Origin of the sequence: Rhizobium sp. P38BS-XIX (assembly GCF_012641435.1) — a bacterium.
GTDB lineage: Bacteria > Pseudomonadota > Alphaproteobacteria > Rhizobiales > Rhizobiaceae > Rhizobium.
On sequence record NZ_JABAIJ010000004.1, the window covers coordinates 312,418 to 327,142 of the forward strand.

At 59.7% G+C, this 14,725-nt stretch carries 14 protein-coding genes; 8 read left to right on the forward strand and 6 right to left on the reverse strand.

All coding sequences use genetic code 11. The features are described 5' to 3' along the window. Window positions 1-30 precede the first annotated feature (30 nt). Together HGP17_RS15805 and HGP17_RS15810 are read left to right on the forward strand one after the other, a co-directional pair. A complete protein-coding gene (locus HGP17_RS15805; protein ID WP_246704118.1) occupies window positions 31-2,031 on the forward strand; it encodes an EAL domain-containing protein in 2,001 nt (666 codons plus the stop codon). A gap of 38 nt (window positions 2,032-2,069) precedes the next feature. Then, window positions 2,070-2,456: an ester cyclase gene (locus HGP17_RS15810; RefSeq protein ID WP_168810544.1), complete on the forward strand. Its 387-nt coding sequence runs from the start codon at window positions 2,070-2,072 to the stop codon at window positions 2,454-2,456. 269 nt (window positions 2,457-2,725) lie between these two features. Here the strand turns inward: HGP17_RS15810 and HGP17_RS15815 are convergent, their stop codons facing one another. From HGP17_RS15815 to HGP17_RS15830, 4 genes are all read right to left on the reverse strand, one after another. Beyond that, window positions 2,726-5,053: a cation:proton antiporter gene (locus tag HGP17_RS15815; RefSeq protein WP_168810546.1), complete on the reverse strand. Its 2,328-nt coding sequence runs from the start codon at window positions 5,051-5,053 to the stop codon at window positions 2,726-2,728. A 155-nt stretch (window positions 5,054-5,208) separates the two neighbouring features. Next, the gene (pcaF, locus tag HGP17_RS15820) at window positions 5,209-6,414 is read right to left on the reverse strand and encodes a 3-oxoadipyl-CoA thiolase (RefSeq protein WP_168810549.1); all 1,206 of its coding nucleotides are present in this window, start codon (window positions 6,412-6,414) and stop codon (window positions 5,209-5,211) included. After that, entirely contained in the window at window positions 6,414-7,184 is a 771-nt protein-coding gene (locus tag HGP17_RS15825) for a CoA-transferase subunit beta (RefSeq protein WP_168810550.1), read from the reverse strand. Before HGP17_RS15825 ends, pcaF begins: the two co-directional genes overlap by 1 nt. Before the next feature lie 10 nt (window positions 7,185-7,194). Further along, complete coding sequence (locus HGP17_RS15830) at window positions 7,195-8,043, reverse strand: CoA transferase subunit A (protein WP_168810552.1); 849 nt, start codon at window positions 8,041-8,043, stop codon at window positions 7,195-7,197. Window positions 8,044-8,175: 132 nt separating this feature from the next. Here HGP17_RS15830 and HGP17_RS15835 point away from each other — a divergent pair, with 132 nt between their 5' ends. Continuing rightward, window positions 8,176-8,931: an IclR family transcriptional regulator gene (locus HGP17_RS15835; RefSeq protein ID WP_168810554.1), complete on the forward strand. Its 756-nt coding sequence runs from the start codon at window positions 8,176-8,178 to the stop codon at window positions 8,929-8,931. Between the two features lie 3 nt (window positions 8,932-8,934). Here the strand turns inward: HGP17_RS15835 and HGP17_RS15840 are convergent, their stop codons facing one another. Beyond that, complete coding sequence (locus tag HGP17_RS15840) at window positions 8,935-9,822, reverse strand: helix-turn-helix domain-containing protein (RefSeq protein ID WP_168810556.1); 888 nt, start codon at window positions 9,820-9,822, stop codon at window positions 8,935-8,937. Window positions 9,823-9,935: 113 nt separating this feature from the next. Between HGP17_RS15840 and pobA the strand changes: the two genes are divergently transcribed. Continuing rightward, window positions 9,936-11,108 carry a 4-hydroxybenzoate 3-monooxygenase gene (pobA, locus tag HGP17_RS15845; RefSeq protein ID WP_168810558.1) on the forward strand — a complete coding sequence of 391 codons (1,173 nt, stop codon included), beginning with the start codon at window positions 9,936-9,938 and terminating at the stop codon, window positions 11,106-11,108. A gap of 7 nt (window positions 11,109-11,115) precedes the next feature. On the opposite strand, the gene pcaQ is transcribed toward pobA, so the two are convergent. Next, window positions 11,116-12,042 carry a pca operon transcription factor PcaQ gene (gene pcaQ / locus HGP17_RS15850; protein WP_168810560.1) on the reverse strand — a complete coding sequence of 309 codons (927 nt, stop codon included), beginning with the start codon at window positions 12,040-12,042 and terminating at the stop codon, window positions 11,116-11,118. A gap of 93 nt (window positions 12,043-12,135) precedes the next feature. On the opposite strand from pcaQ, the gene pcaD reads away from it, so the two are divergent. Genes pcaD through pcaG form a run of 4 tightly spaced genes read left to right on the forward strand, consistent with a single transcriptional unit; the run spans window position 12,136 to window position 14,722 of the window. Further along, window positions 12,136-12,942 (forward strand): 3-oxoadipate enol-lactonase, encoded by an 807-nt coding sequence (pcaD, locus tag HGP17_RS15855; RefSeq protein WP_168810562.1) that lies wholly within the window; start codon window positions 12,136-12,138, stop codon window positions 12,940-12,942. Then, a complete protein-coding gene (gene pcaC / locus HGP17_RS15860) occupies window positions 12,942-13,346 on the forward strand; it encodes a 4-carboxymuconolactone decarboxylase (protein WP_168810564.1) in 405 nt (134 codons plus the stop codon). Before pcaD ends, pcaC begins: the two co-directional genes overlap by 1 nt. Before the next feature lie 12 nt (window positions 13,347-13,358). Beyond that, window positions 13,359-14,108 (forward strand): protocatechuate 3,4-dioxygenase subunit beta, encoded by a 750-nt coding sequence (gene pcaH / locus HGP17_RS15865; RefSeq protein ID WP_168810566.1) that lies wholly within the window; start codon window positions 13,359-13,361, stop codon window positions 14,106-14,108. Further along, window positions 14,108-14,722 carry a protocatechuate 3,4-dioxygenase subunit alpha gene (gene pcaG, locus HGP17_RS15870; protein WP_168810568.1) on the forward strand — a complete coding sequence of 205 codons (615 nt, stop codon included), beginning with the start codon at window positions 14,108-14,110 and terminating at the stop codon, window positions 14,720-14,722. Before pcaH ends, pcaG begins: the two co-directional genes overlap by 1 nt. The last annotated feature ends 3 nt before the right edge of the window (window positions 14,723-14,725 follow it).

Sequence of the window (14,725 nt, forward strand, 5' to 3'; positions counted from 1 at the left end):
GTAGACATGAAGTCTTGGCTAACTCGGGTAATGGTGAATATGCGTCGACTATGGAGAGGAAGCGAACCCGGCCGAGAGAAAGCGCGCTCGACGAGCGGCGCTGCCGGACTTCGTACTCTTTATAAAGACTATGGAAACGAAGCTCGCCGCACGCTTGCGCGCAGCGGCCTGTGGCTTGCCGTGCCTGTTTATGTGCTCTTCCTGTTCACTGACCTGGTCTTTATTCCGGACGTCTCGGACATAACGATCCCGGCGCGGTTTCTGATCGGCGGTACCGCACTCCTCGTTTTGGAACTCCAGTTCGCGCGCAACCGTCGTGCCGGCGAGCTCGAAGCCACCTGCGCCGCGGCCGTCGTCTTGGGCTACGTCGTGTGGCTTGTGCCGGCGCTGCAGACCTCGAATGCCGAGGCTTTTTCCTATTATGCGGCCTTCGGGGCCATCTTCATGATGGGCGTCAATCTGTTCTTCAGCCTCGAATTCGGTTTGGCAATCGTCTCTTCGGGTCTGATTTTCGTCACCTTCCTGCTCTCGCTTTTGGAATTCCATTATAGCGCGCCCTACAGCCTCGCCTTCACGACCTTCTATCTCTGCTGTTTCGTCTTCACCTCCTATGTGAACTGGAAGCTGAACAAGGAACGTTTCAGCGTCTTCCTCAATGCCCGGGAGGCGGAGCTGCAACAACGCCAGGCCGCGGAACGCGGCGAGGCGCTGCTGCGTCTGTCGATTACGGATTCGCTCACCGGCATGGAAAATCGAAGAGCAGCCGATATCAGGCTGAAGCAGTTTTGGGAGCGTTGGCGCCAGGACGGCGTCACGTTTGCCGTTCTGCTTGTCGATGTCGATTTCTTCAAGAAGTACAACGATTATTACGGCCATCAGGAAGGGGACCACTGCCTGGTCACGGTTGCCAACGCGTTGGCAGATATTGTTGCCCCGCTGGGCGCGACTGTCGGTCGCTACGGTGGCGAGGAGTTTATCGTCATCCTCGAAGTGGAGAAAAGCTCCGAGGCGCTGGCGCTGGCCGAATCTATCTGCCGTGGCATCGAGGCTCTCGACATCATGCATGCCCAGCGGCTTGACGGCTTCGGACATGTGACCGTCAGCGTCGGCGCGACGGTCACCAGGGACGTCCCCGGCGGCAAGCTGGAGAATGTGATCAACGAGGCGGATCGGGCGCTGTATTCCGCAAAGGCGAGCGGCCGCAATTGCACGCGAGTGTTCGACCCGAACGAGCTGCCGGGTGGCGATGCGAGCGAGAACATCGCAGCCATCTTGAAGATCGCCATCCAGCAGAACCTTGTCTCGCTGGTCTATCAACCCATTCAATATCTGCAGACTGGAGAGATCGGGGCTTACGAGGCTCTGATGCGCCTGCAGTTGCTTGATGGATCGAGTTCGTCCCCCGGCGTCTTCATTCCGATTGCGGAGCGGACTGGCGCCATCATCGAGCTCGGATACTGGGCCATCAGAAGAGCCTGTTGCGAATTGCTGATCCGCGATATCGTCGATACGGTAACCATCAATGTTTCCCCGATCCAGCTGCGCGCTCCCGGTTTTGCCGCGCAGGTTGCTTCCATTCTTGCCGAGACGGGCGTCTCAGGGCATCGAGTGGCGTTCGAGATCACGGAAGGCGTCGATATGGAAATCCGCCCGGATGTCCTCGGCAGCATTCAGGATCTCAAACAGCTGGGTATCAAATTCTGGCTCGACGACTTCGGGACCGGTTTTGCGGGTCTTTCCTGGCTGCGCCTGATGGAGTTCGAGACCGTCAAGATAGACAAGTCCTTCCTTCATGACGCCGCCAACAGCGCCGGTGCCAAGGTTTTGCTCGAGGATATTATCGGTCTGGTTCGCAACCGCGGTCATCGCATTCTCGTCGAGGGTGTGGAAAACGAAGAGCAGCTCGATCTCGTAAAATCCTTTGGCATCGATGCCGTTCAAGGCTACCATATCGGCCGGCCGGCGCCGCCGCTCAAGCATCCGATCGCCGTCAGGCAGACAGGACGCCATCGTTTACAGGCGTCGGCCTGAACGCTGCTGCGCCGTCCCGCGGTTGAAGGAGAGCCCCCATGCCAAGCGTGGATCTTTCGGACACCTATAGAGGTTATATTGCCTGCCTGAACGGACAAGACTGGTCGAATCTGGCCAAGTTCGTCCATGACGATGTGCAATACAATGGCAGCCATATCGGTCTGTCGGGCTATCGGGAGATGCTCGAGGGCGATTTTCGCGCCATCCCCGATCTCCACTTTGATATCCGCCTGCTGGTTTGCGAACCGCCGCGGATCGCCAGCCGACTGCATTTCGATTGCACGCCGAAGGCCGCGCTGTTTGACCTGCCGGTTAATGGCAAGAGGGTGCAGTTTACGGAAAATGTCTTCTACGAATTTCAGGACGGCCGGATCAGGAACGTCTGGTCGATCATAGACAAGGCGGCAATCGCCGCCCAGCTGTAGTTGCTGGGCGCCTGCTCCAGGAGCTAGCAGCCATTCAGGGCTTTTATTGCTTGTATGAAGTTATTCCCATCGCGCTGGACCGTGGTGATCGTCGCTTTGCCATCGGCTTCGAAGCGGCAGCGAGAATTTTCACCCAGGCAACCAGCGGCTCGTGATGATGGCCGGTTTCGGATGTGAGCCGACCCGTCAGGGTTGGTGTAACATCCTTGATTTTGAAAAGGCTTCTTCCTCCGTGACCGTAGCTGGCAAGCCAGTGCAAACACTTCCGCCTAGCCGGGGACTATGGTGCCATTTGCCAGATCGGTCTCGATGAAGATGCAGGATCTGTCGGCGGTCTGAAGGAGTGTGTCCGCGACACTGCCATAGGAAAGGCTGCCGCTCGCGCGTTTGCTCACACCGAGCACAATCAGATTGTATTTGCCGCTGCGCGCATGCCGCAGGATCGAAAGCTCGGGAGACGGCCCCTGCTGAACGACCTTTTCGATCTCCACGCCATAATAATCGGCGATCGCGCCTACCGTCTTGAAGACATCGAAATCGTCGCTGCCGCGATCGCTGATGCGTGGAATGGCTCTGGCCTGTCTTGGCTCGACGATGAGCAGCAGCGCGCAATGGGCGTTCGTTGCCTTGGCAATCGCCAGGCCGAATTCGGCTGCCCTGACGGAGCGCTCCGTGCCGCTGACGGGCAACAGGATACGCAGATCATGTGGTCGATCGGGAAGGGCTCCTCGCGCCGTGACGATCGCAGACGTTCCCTTGAACGCCGATGTCATCTCCTGCAGCGCGTCGCTGAAACGTCCGTCGTCTCCCATCGACGGTTCGACACCGGTGAAAAGAAGATCGTGACCAGTGCCCGACATGTCGCCGAGCATGGTCTCGAGTTTATCGTTTTTCTCGCGAACCGTGACATGGATATCGCCTTCTGTCGCCATGTCCGTCTCGGACGCCGTCGATGTCAGCAGATCGGTCGCGCATTGGCGCAGCTCGTCGGCGGCAATACGGCCATTCGACGCCTTGGCTTGTGGCGCTGCCGTTTCCGGCGCAGGTTCAGTACCGTCGGCTTCACGCACATCCAGCACGGTGACGGGCATTTTGCGCGTCACCGCAAAGAAGGCGGCGAGCCAGGTTGCTAGGCGACTGCTCTGCGAACCATCCACGGTCAGCAGGATGCGCTCGAAATTGACGAGGAAACTTTCGCTTTCGAACTGTTCTCGCTCAAGGCGATCGCGCTCCTCCTCGCGCAACGGCAGTCGCGCCAGCGCCCAGCGCAACGTCGGTGGCATGGCCATTGTCGTGATGACGGCCATGGCCACAATGACGGAGAAGAGTTTTTCATCGAGAACGCCAACGGAAAGGCCGATCGTTGCGACAATCACTTCCGTCGAACCTCGCGCATTCATGCCGCAGCCGAGCGCAAGGGCTTCCGACATCGAATAGCCGCTGAGTTTGGCGGCGGCAAAGGCGCCGCCGAACTTGCCGATGCTGGCGATGATAACGACGGCGGCCGTCAAGAGCAGGATCGAAGGGTCGGCAAGCACGGTCAGGTCGGTTTGCAGGCCGGTCAGCCCGAAGAAGACGGGCATGAATAGCGCCGTGGTCAGGGCGCGAAGCTGTACATCGATCTGACGCGTGAGGATCGGTGATTCACCGACGAGGATGCCGGCAACGAAGGCGCCCAGCACGGTATGGACGCCGATGAGATTGGTGATGATTGCCATCGCGCCCATGATGGCAATTATGGCGCTGAGCACCGGCAGGTCGCTGCGGAAATTGTCGTTGGTCCAGCGGATGATCTCGAAAACGATCCGTCGTCCGACCGTAAAACTGACGGCCATGAAAGCGAGCGTGCCAAGCACGCTGGTGGCAAGCGTCGTCAGATCGACCGTACCTTTTTCCGCCAACCCGAAGGTGACCGCAATGATGACCCATCCGACGGTATCGTCAATAATAGCGGACGCGACGATCAGCTGGCCGATGTTGCGCCGCATGAAATCCATCTCGCGCACGACGGAAGCTACGATCTTCACGGAAGAGATGGAAAGCGCGGTGCCGAGAAAAAGAGAGGTGACCAAGCGCTTTTCGGGGTCAGGAAGCAGCCAGTCGGGAATGAGTTCGCCCAGAGCGAAGCCGGCCGCAAAGGGAATGACGATACCGGTGAGCGAGACTCCCGCCGCCGACTTGCGCAGGCGTTTTGCCAGGCCCAGATCGGTTTCCATGCCGGCGAGCAGCAAGAGAAACAGAATGCCCAGCTGACCGACTGCATCGGCCATGCTCTTTTGACCTTCGTTGGACGGGAAGAGGCTTGCTTGTGCATGCGGGAAGATCAGGCCGAAAAGAGACGGGCCGAGAATGATGCCGGCGATGATTTGGCCCATGATCGAGGGCTGGCCGATGCGCACCATCAGTTCGCCCAGCAGTCTGCCCGATACGACAAGCAGCACGATCTGTATCAGGAACAGGCCTTCGGAGGGATGGCTTGCCTTTTGCCCTTCGGCAGCGAAAGCAACTTGCGCGAACGAGAGCGAAAGGGTGAAGGCAATGAGGAGGATAGGGCTAGCGAACGGAAAAGACTTAAAAAAATTCTGGCGTGACGGCATGGATCAATCCCACTGAGCAAGCAGGAAAACGCGCCAAAGCCTCTGCCGTTCCCGATGACGTCGCTAATTATCGCTTTGATCGATCAGGCTTTTGAGGCCCTGTAGCGATAATGGCCCATTGCCGCTCGAGCGACGGGCCAAAGATTATCGGAAAATCAGACGCGTTCGAGCGCGATGGCAATGCCCTGACCGACGCCGATGCACATGGTCGACAGCGAATAACGTCCACCGGTTTCTTGCAGTTCAAGAGCGGCGGTGCCGGCGATGCGAGCGCCGGACATGCCAAGGGGATGGCCGAGTGCGATCGCGCCGCCGTTTCGATTGACGCGCGCGTCATCATCGGCGATGCCAAGCTCGCGCAGCACGGCAAGCCCCTGCGATGCGAAGGCCTCGTTGAGTTCGACGACGTCGAATTGTTCCTGGCGCATGCCGAGCCGGGCCATAAGCTTGCGCGAGGCGGGGACGGGGCCGATACCCATGATGCGCGGCGGCACGCCGGCCGCAGCGCCACCGAGAATGCGGGCAATGGGCGTCAGGCCGTATTTCTTTGCGGCGGCTTCGGAGGCGATGATGAGTGCTGCAGCGCCATCGTTGACGCCGGAAGCATTGCCGGCCGTCACTGTGCCGCCTTCCTTCTTGAAGGGCGTGCCGAGTTTGGCAAGCGCTTCCATCGTCGTTGCGCGCGGATGCTCATCCTTGCCGACGACGATCGGGTCGCCCTTGCGCTGCGGGATCGTGACCGAGGTGATTTCCTTGGAAAGCCTGCCGCTTTCCTGTGCAGCTGCTGCCTTCGCCTGCGAGCGAACGGCAAATGCGTCCTGATCTTCGCGAGTAACCTTGTAGTCCTCGGCAACGTTTTCACCGGTTTCCGGCATGGAGTCGACGCCATACTGCTTTTTCATCAAGGGGTTGATGAAGCGCCAGCCGATGGTGGTGTCGTAGATTTCGGCGTTGCGCGAAAAGGCGCTCTCCGCCTTCGGTATAACGAAGGGTGCCCGCGACATGCTCTCGACGCCGCCTGCGATCATCAACTCGGCTTCACCGGCGCGAATTGCCCGAGCAGCGGAGATGACCGCATCCATGCCAGAGCCGCAGAGGCGATTGATCGTTGTGCCGGGTACTGAAATTGGCAGTCCGGCCAAGAGGCCTGCCATGCGCGCGACGTTGCGATTGTCTTCGCCCGCCTGGTTGGCGCATCCATAGATCACGTCTTCGACGGCGTCCCAATCGACCGAGCCGTTGCGCTCGATCAGCGCCTTCAGCGGCACCGCGCCGAGATCGTCGGCGCGCACGGAGGAAAGCGATCCGCCGAAACGGCCGATCGGGGTACGGATGTAGTCACAGATAAAGGCTTCGGTCATCAGGCTGCCTCATGGGCTTTCTTGGTGCGCGCGTTGATGTCGCGCAGGACGGATAGTTCGGTCTCGGCCGGTGGCGGGGTTTCGATCACCTCTTCGGCAAACTTGATCGCCCAACCGCAATTCTCCGAAATCTGCTCGCGGCTTACACCCTTATGGATCGACATGACAGTCAATTCCTTGGTGACCGGATCAGGTTCGAGAACGCAGAGATCGGTAATAATGCGAGTCGGCCCTTTCGTCTTCATGCCCAGGCGTTCGCGATGATTGCCACCTTCGCCATGACCCATCGAGGTTATGAAGGGCAATTTCTCGACGAAGCCGCGCTTGGACAGCGCCATGGTGATGAAGATCTGGCCGCAGTTGCTGGCGATTTCCGGTGCGCCGCCGCCGCCCGGCAGGCGAACCTTGGGGTGATCGTAGGGGCCGACGACGGTCGTGTTCAGATTGGCAAATCTGTCGATCTGCGCGCCGCCGAGGAAGCCTGTGGTGATACGGCCGCCCTGCAGCCAATAGCGGAACATCTCTGGCACGGAGACGGTGAAGAGAGCCGTATCGCAAAGCTCGCCGTCGCCGATCGAAAGGGGTAGCACGTCGGGCTTGGTTCCAACCGTGCCGCTCTCGTAGATCAGGGTAATATCGGGCGCATGGGTGAGCCGCGCCACGTTGCAGGCGGCAGACGGTGCGCCGATGCCGACGAAGCAGACATCGTCATTGGTCAGCGCGCGAGCGGCCGCAATCGTCATCATTTCTGTGGGCGTAAAATCGCTCATCTTGATCTCCTCAAGCCGCCTTGCCGGTGTTCTTGGCAAAGTCCTCCGGACCGGCCTTCATCACATGTTCATCGATCCAGGCCTGGAAACTGTCGCGATCGCGGGCGATTTCGTCCCAGGCTATATAGAAGGCGTTGGAGCGCTTGTAATAGCCCTGAGCGTAGGAGGGGAAGGCGCCTCCGGGCACGGCTGCAACCGCCGTCACCGCCCAGGTCGGCAGGACGACGGAATTGGGTGAAGACGGCTTCAGCTCGTCGACAATTTCTTCGACGGTGACGATCGAGCGCTTGGCGGCAAGCACTGCCTCCTTCTGAACGCCGACGATGCCTTCCAGCAGTACGTTGCCCTTCCGGTCAGCGCGTAGCGCATGGATGATGGTGACATCAGGCCGAATGGCCGGAACGGCGGCAAGAACTTCACCGGTGAACGGGCAGGTGATGCTCTTGATGTTCGGGTTGACCTTGGGCAGGTCGGCACCGATATAGCCGCGCAGCATCGCGAAGGGCAGGTTCGCGGCGCCGGCCTCATAGGCGTTGGCCATGGCGGCGTGCGAATGCTCCTCGATCGCAAGTGGCCGCGGCCACTGGTTCTCGACGGCGTCGCGGAAACGATGCAGCGAGCCGACGCCGGGGTTGCCGCCCCAGGAGAATTTCATGCCTCTGGCCGCGCCGACACCGATCAGCTGATCGTAGAGAATATCCGGCGTCATACGGATCAGAAAGAGATCTTTCTTGCCCTGGCGGATGACTTCATGGCCGGCGGCGTAAGGAATGAGGTGGGTGAACCCCTCCATGGCGACCGTATCGCCGTCCCGCACATTCTCTGCCACAGCCTGCGAAAGCGACTGGATCTTCGCCATAGGACCTCCTCGTCAAATGCTGTCTTGGTGAGCGCCAATAAGCGCCTTCAGCCCGAAATCGTCAATAAATTTGTGCGATATTTGACATTTGTTCATATATCGCACAAAATGATCTGAAGCTGGAGATATACGATGCGTGAAACAGACTTCGTCAGCGGCTTTGCCAGAGGGTTGAAAGTCATCGAAGCCTTCGGTGAAACGCGGCAGCGCCTGACCATTGCCGAGGCCTCGAAGCTGACAGAGCTTGACCGCGCCACGGTTCGCCGGTCGCTGTTGACGCTCTCCGAGCTTGGCTATGCTGTTTTTGACGGGAAATTCTTCACGCTGACGCCGAAGATCCTTCGACTTGGCCATGCCTATCTTGCCGCTACCCCGCTGCCGATGGTCATCCAGCCGCACCTCGATCAGCTTTCCGAACGTGCGGGGCAAAACGCTTCGGCCTCGGTGCTCGATGGGACAGCCGTCGTCTATATTGCCCGCGCGTCGCAGCGCCGGGTGATGTCCATCAATCTGACACCCGGAAGCCGCCTTCCTGCCTTCTGCGCCTCCATGGGGCGTGTTCTGTTGTCCGCATTGCCGGAAAGCGAGGCGCGCGCAGTGCTGGAAAGGACCGACCTCAAAGCCAACACCCCGAACACCAAAACCGATCCCGAGGAACTGATGGCGGAGTTTCGCCGGGTGAGAGAGCAGGGATACGCCGTCATCGATCAGGAGCTGGAAATAGGCCTTTGTTCGATTGCCGTGCCAGTGGAAAACGATCGCGGCCAGACAGTGGCGGCGATTAACATCGGCGCTCCCGCCGCCTATGTCGCCGCCTCGGATATGGCAGAGCGGTTCCTGCCGTTGCTGAGGGAGACACAGAAGGCGCTTCGACTGGTGTTGCCGTAACCATCACATTCCCAGCCTTTCCCTTTCCTCGATGCGCCAGGCACGCGGCGTCCGGCCTGTCTGCTTGACGAAGAAGCGCGAGAAATAGGCCGGATCGGCAAAGCCGAGGCGATAGCTGATTTCCTGGACGGTCGCGAAGGTGAAGACGAGTTCGCGCTTGGCCTCATCCAGCAGCTTGCGCGCGATCAGCTCGTGTGCCCCATGGCCGGTGCGGCTGCGCACGATGCGGCTGAGATGCGCCAGCGATATGCCCAGGCTTTCGGCATAGAATGCGGCCGATTTGTGCGAGCGAAAGTGACGCTGGATCAAGCCCTGCAACAGCTCCATCCGACGTTCCGTCTCATCGCCGGAATGTAAGTCTTCGTCGGCTTTTTGAGCGATGCGTGCAGTCACTAGCAGGGCCGAGGTCAAATACGCGTCGAGCAGGTCGTTGCGGCCATTGCGGTTGCTGGCAAACTCTTCGCCAAGGCGTTTCAGCGTACTTGCGACATATGCGGCATCGTCGTTGCGGACGTCGAGCAAAGTCAGGCGCGGATCGGCAAGCCATGTTCCCAGCCTGCTGCGGTCGCCCGGAGAAGCTTTCAGATGAGAGACCAACACCGTGATGACGAAACCGTCTATGTCACGCGAAAATCGGAAGCCGTGATTGAGTTTGGGTGGCACGGTAATGATGGCGGGCGGGACAATCGCGTTGGCAAAACCATCAAAGACGGCATCTCCGGATCCGGCGTCTATGTACAAGATCTGAAAGAAACTCTCGTGTCTATGGGGCCGGATCTCCCAGTGATGAAGGCTGCTACGGGAAGGAATGGTCTCGCAATGCAGCCAGAAATCCGGCTTTCTGCCGGTATTTTCCCCATAAAGCTCGTAGGTCGGCACGATCTTGCTCATGGCTGCCCTCCCTCGCCATGTCCGATTTGTGCAATTTCTTGACCGAAATGTCCATTGCGGATCGACAAGGCGCCGGAGAGACTTGAAGCAAGTCAGACGCATGGGAGGAGACGATGCGCACTCAAGTCGCCATTATCGGGTCTGGGCCGTCCGGGCTGCTGCTCGGGCAGCTATTGACGGAGGCCGGCATCGACAATGTCATTCTGGATCGCGTCGGCAAGGACTATATCCTCGGCCGCGTGCGTGCCGGCGTTCTCGAGGAAGGCACCGTCCGGCTGCTGGATCAGGCGAAGTCCAGCGTCCGGCTGCATGAAGAGGGCTTGCCGCATGACGGCTTCTCGCTCGCCTTCGACGGGCGCGATCATCGCATCGACCTTCATGGGCTGACAGGCGGCAAGCGGGTCGTCATCTACGGTCAGACGGAAATGACGCGCGACCTGATGGCGCGACGCGAGGAAAGCGGCGCGACGACCATCTATCACGCTGCCAACGTCCAGCCGCACGACTTCGAGGGCGATACGCCCTATCTGACCTACGAGACGGACGGCGTTTCCCGCCGAATTGATTGCGATTTCATTGCCGGTTGCGATGGCTTTCACGGCGTCAGTCGGAAATCGATTCCGGAAAAGGCGGTTCGCAGCTTCGAGAAGGTCTATCCCTTCGGCTGGCTCGGTGTGCTGGCGGAAGTGGCGCCCGTCAACCACGAGCTGATCTATGCCAATCATCCCCGCGGCTTTGCCTTATGCTCCATGCGGTCGATGACGCGAAGCCGCTATTATATTCAGTGTCCGCTGGACGAGAAGGTCGAGGACTGGAGCGATGACCGCTTCTGGGACGAGCTGCGCCGACGCCTGCCGGCTCATCATGCAGAGGCGTTGGTCACGGCGCCGTCTTTCGAAAAATCGATCGCGCCGCTGCGCTCTTTCGTGGCGGAACCCATGCGCTTCGGCCGTCTCTTCCTCGTTGGAGATGCCGCTCATATCGTCCCGCCGACCGGCGCCAAGGGACTTAATCTGGCAGCCAGCGACGTGCATTACCTGTTTTCGGGCCTTGCCGAGCATTATCGAGATCGTTCCGATGCTGGATTGGAAGCATACTCCGCGCAGGCGCTTGCTCGGGTCTGGAAGGCCGTACGCTTTTCCTGGTGGATGACGACCATGATGCATCGCTTTCCCGACACCAACGATTTCGACCAGAAGATCCAGGAAGCCGAGCTCGATTATCTCACCCATTCCCGTGCCGCATCGACAGCACTTGCCGAGAATTATGTCGGTTTGCCGTTCTGAGCCTGCGTTAGAGCTTCTCGGAGATCTCGCGGGCCGCTTCGCGGATCGTCTGCATCAGGATCGACAAGGGAAGGGTGGGGATGGCATCTGTGCGCACCGTCAATCCGACCGGCCCCTTCGTCTCGCTGGTGTCGATCGGCAGGAGCGCTAGCAACCCGTCGTTGACGTCGGTGGCCACAACACCGGCCGAGATGATCCAGATGGCGTCGCTCGATCGTACGAAGGCGCGGCCGAACGAGTCGGAAACCGTCTCGATCTGGTTGGGCAATCCGCCGGCGCCGTTGGCGATCAGAAAGCTTTCGACAAAGGGACGGATGATCGACCCGCGCGTCGGCATCAGGATTGTGTAGCGGTTGAGGTCGGAAAACAGTGATTGCTGGTCGGATAGCAAAGGGTGGCCTGCCCTCACGGCAAAAACCACTTGTTCGGAGTAAAGATGTTCGAAGGAAAAACCCGTCATGTTTTCGGGGCTCGCAAGTCGGCCAACGACGAGATCGAGATCGCCAATACGCAACTGCTCGAGAAGGACCGCGTTTTCGCCAGTGACGATCTTGATGCGGCTCCAGGTCTCTTCCTTGAGAAACAGGTCCATCGCCCGCGGCATGATCCGTGTCGAAACCGTGGGCAGCGCGCCGACGCGGATCGGCGGCGCCTCGCCGGAACGCTCCTGCGATACGGAATCAAGACCTTGTCTGAGGGCGGTCAGAGCCGCGCCCGCGTGGCGGAGAAAGACCTCGCCGTATCGGGTAATTCGGATGCCGCGCCCGTCGCGTTCGAAAACGGTGACGCCAAGCGCCTCTTCGAGCTCGCGGATCGTCTTGGTGACTGCCGGCTGGCTGATGTTCAGCAGTCCTGCCGCCTTGATCACGCTTTTCTGGCGTGCAACCTCGACAAAGGTTTGCAGATGGCGGAACTTGATGCGTGCGTCGAGCATGCTCAATCATAACCCTAGAGTTATCGTAGAGCCAAGAAATATCATTTTACCTAACCGGATTATAGATACAATCTCGCCTCGAGGAGATTTCCAGTGCAGTTTGCCCGCATCAACGACGTCAGCATTCACTACCAGATTATCGGTGGCCCCGCCGACAAGCCGGTGCTTGTCTTTGCCAATTCGCTCGGCACGGATTTTCGGATCTGGCGCGATGTAATCGTGCGGCTGGCGGGCGATTTTGCCATTGTGCTCTACGACAAGCGCGGCCATGGCCTTTCCGATCTCGGGCAGATGCCTTATGCCATCGAGGATCACGCAACCGATCTTGCCGGGCTGCTCGATTTCCTTTCGGTGAAGAGCGCCATCATCTGCGGCTTGTCTGTCGGCGGGTTGGTCGCGCAGTCGCTGTATCAGCGTCGCCCGGATCTGGTGCGTGCCCTGATCCTCTGCGATACCGCCCATAAGATCGGTACGGCCGAAAGCTGGAATGCCCGTATCGCGCAGGTCGAGGCTGAAGGCATCGAATCCATCGTCGACGCGGTCATGGAGCGCTGGTTCACGCCTGCGTTCAGACGTCCCGAGAACGTCGCCTTCGCCGGATACTGCAACATGCTGACCCGCCAGCCGGCTGCGGGATACGCTGCCACATGTGCTGCCCTTCGCGATGCTGATCTGACTGAAGCAGCCGCCAGGATCGCCGTGCCGACGATCTGCGTCGTCGGCGATCAGGATGGTTCGACGCCGCCGGATCTGGTGCTTTCGACGGCCAAGCTCATTCCGAATGCGCGCTATGAAGTGATCAAGGACGCCGGTCATATCCCGTGCGTCGAACAACCCGAGGCGTTGACCGAAGTGATCCGTGCCTTCATCGACGTCGTCCTGCATGGAGAACAAGCCTGATGAACGACCCTACCGTGCCGTCCGAGCGTTATTTGCAGGGTATGGCCACACGCCGCTCCGTGCTCGGCGACAGCCATGTCGATCGTGCCCAACAGAGCGTGACGGAATTCGATCAGCCATTTCAGGAGCTGATCACGGAGGCCGCCTGGGGACATGTCTGGTCCCGCCCGACGCTTAGTCGGCGTGAGCGCTCCATCGTGACGATCGCTCTTCTGGCGGCGCTCGGCCAGGACGATGAAGTGGCCATGCATGTGCGCGCAACGCGCAACACTGGCGCGACGCGCGACGATATCTGCGAGGCGCTCTTGCATGTGGCGATCTATGCGGGCGTGCCCGCGGCCAATCACGCGATCAAGATCGCCAAGCAGGTTTTCGAACAGATAGACGCCGAACAGGCGGCATGAAGCGAGGCAGACATGTCCGATAGAAGCAATAGCAAGCCCGAGACGGGCGCCTTTTTCGCGAGAGACCGCGCCTGGCATCCGCCGGCCTTCGCACCGGGATACAAGACTTCGGTATTACGGTCGCCGCAGCGCGCGCTGCTGTCGCTCGACGGCACGGTCTCCGAGATCACCGGCCCGGTCTTTGGCCATTCGATACTCAGCGAGCTCGATAACGATTTGATCCATAACTTTGCGAAGCCCGGCGAAAGCGCCATCGGCGAGCGGATCATCGTGCATGGCCGCGTGCTCGATGAGCGTGGTCGGCCGGTGCCGGGCGTGTTGCTCGAGTTCTGGCAGGCCAATGCAGGCGGCCGCTATCGCCACAAAAAGGAAACCTATCTCGCTGCCATCGATCCGAATTTCGGCGGCTGCGGTCGGGCCATCACCGATGATGAAGGACGATATGCCTTCCGCACCATCCGTCCCGGTGCCTATCCCTGGCCAAACGGCGTCAACGACTGGCGGCCGGCACACATCCACTTCTCCGTCTTCGGTCATGGATTCGCGCAGCGTCTGATCACCCAAATGTATTTCGAGGGCGATCCGATGATCTGGAAATGTCCGATCGTCGGGACGATCCCCGACAAACAGGCTATCGAGCAGCTGATTGCGCCGCTCGACTGGGGCAATACCATCCCGATGGATGCCCGTGCCTATAAATTCGATATCGTGCTGCGCGGTCGCCGTTCGACCCTGTTCGAAAACCGGCTGGAGGGCAATTGATGGTACAGGAACTCGGCTATCTCAAGGAAACGCCATCGCAGACGGCAGGCCCTTATGTCCACATCGGCCTGACGCCGAACCACAGCGAGATTGGTGGCGTCTACGAAACCGACCTCGGTTCCGTCATGGTCAACGACAAGACGCTTGGCGAGCGCATTACTGTGAGCGGCCGCATTTTCGATGGTGCCGGCGGCCTGGTCAAGGACGCCGTTCTCGAAATCTGGCAGGCCGACAGCGCCGGGCTTTACAATAGCCCGTCGGAACTGCGCGGCTCGGCCGATCCGAATTTCACAGGCTGGGGGCGCTGCCCGACCAATTCCACCGACGGCACATTCCGTTTCGAGACCATCAAACCCGGTCGCGTGCCTTTCAAGGATGGCCGCAAGATGGCGCCGCACATCACAATCTGGATCGTGGCGCGCGGCATCAATATCGGCCTTCACACGCGCCTGTATTTTCCCGAAGAGACCGCTGCCAATGCAGAAGATCCTTTGCTTCAGCGTATCGAGCATCGCGATCGCGTTGCGACCCTGATTGCCAGCAAGGAAGGCTCCATCTACACCTTCGATGTCCACTTGCAGGGCGACAAGGAAACGGTTTTCTTCGATATATAACCT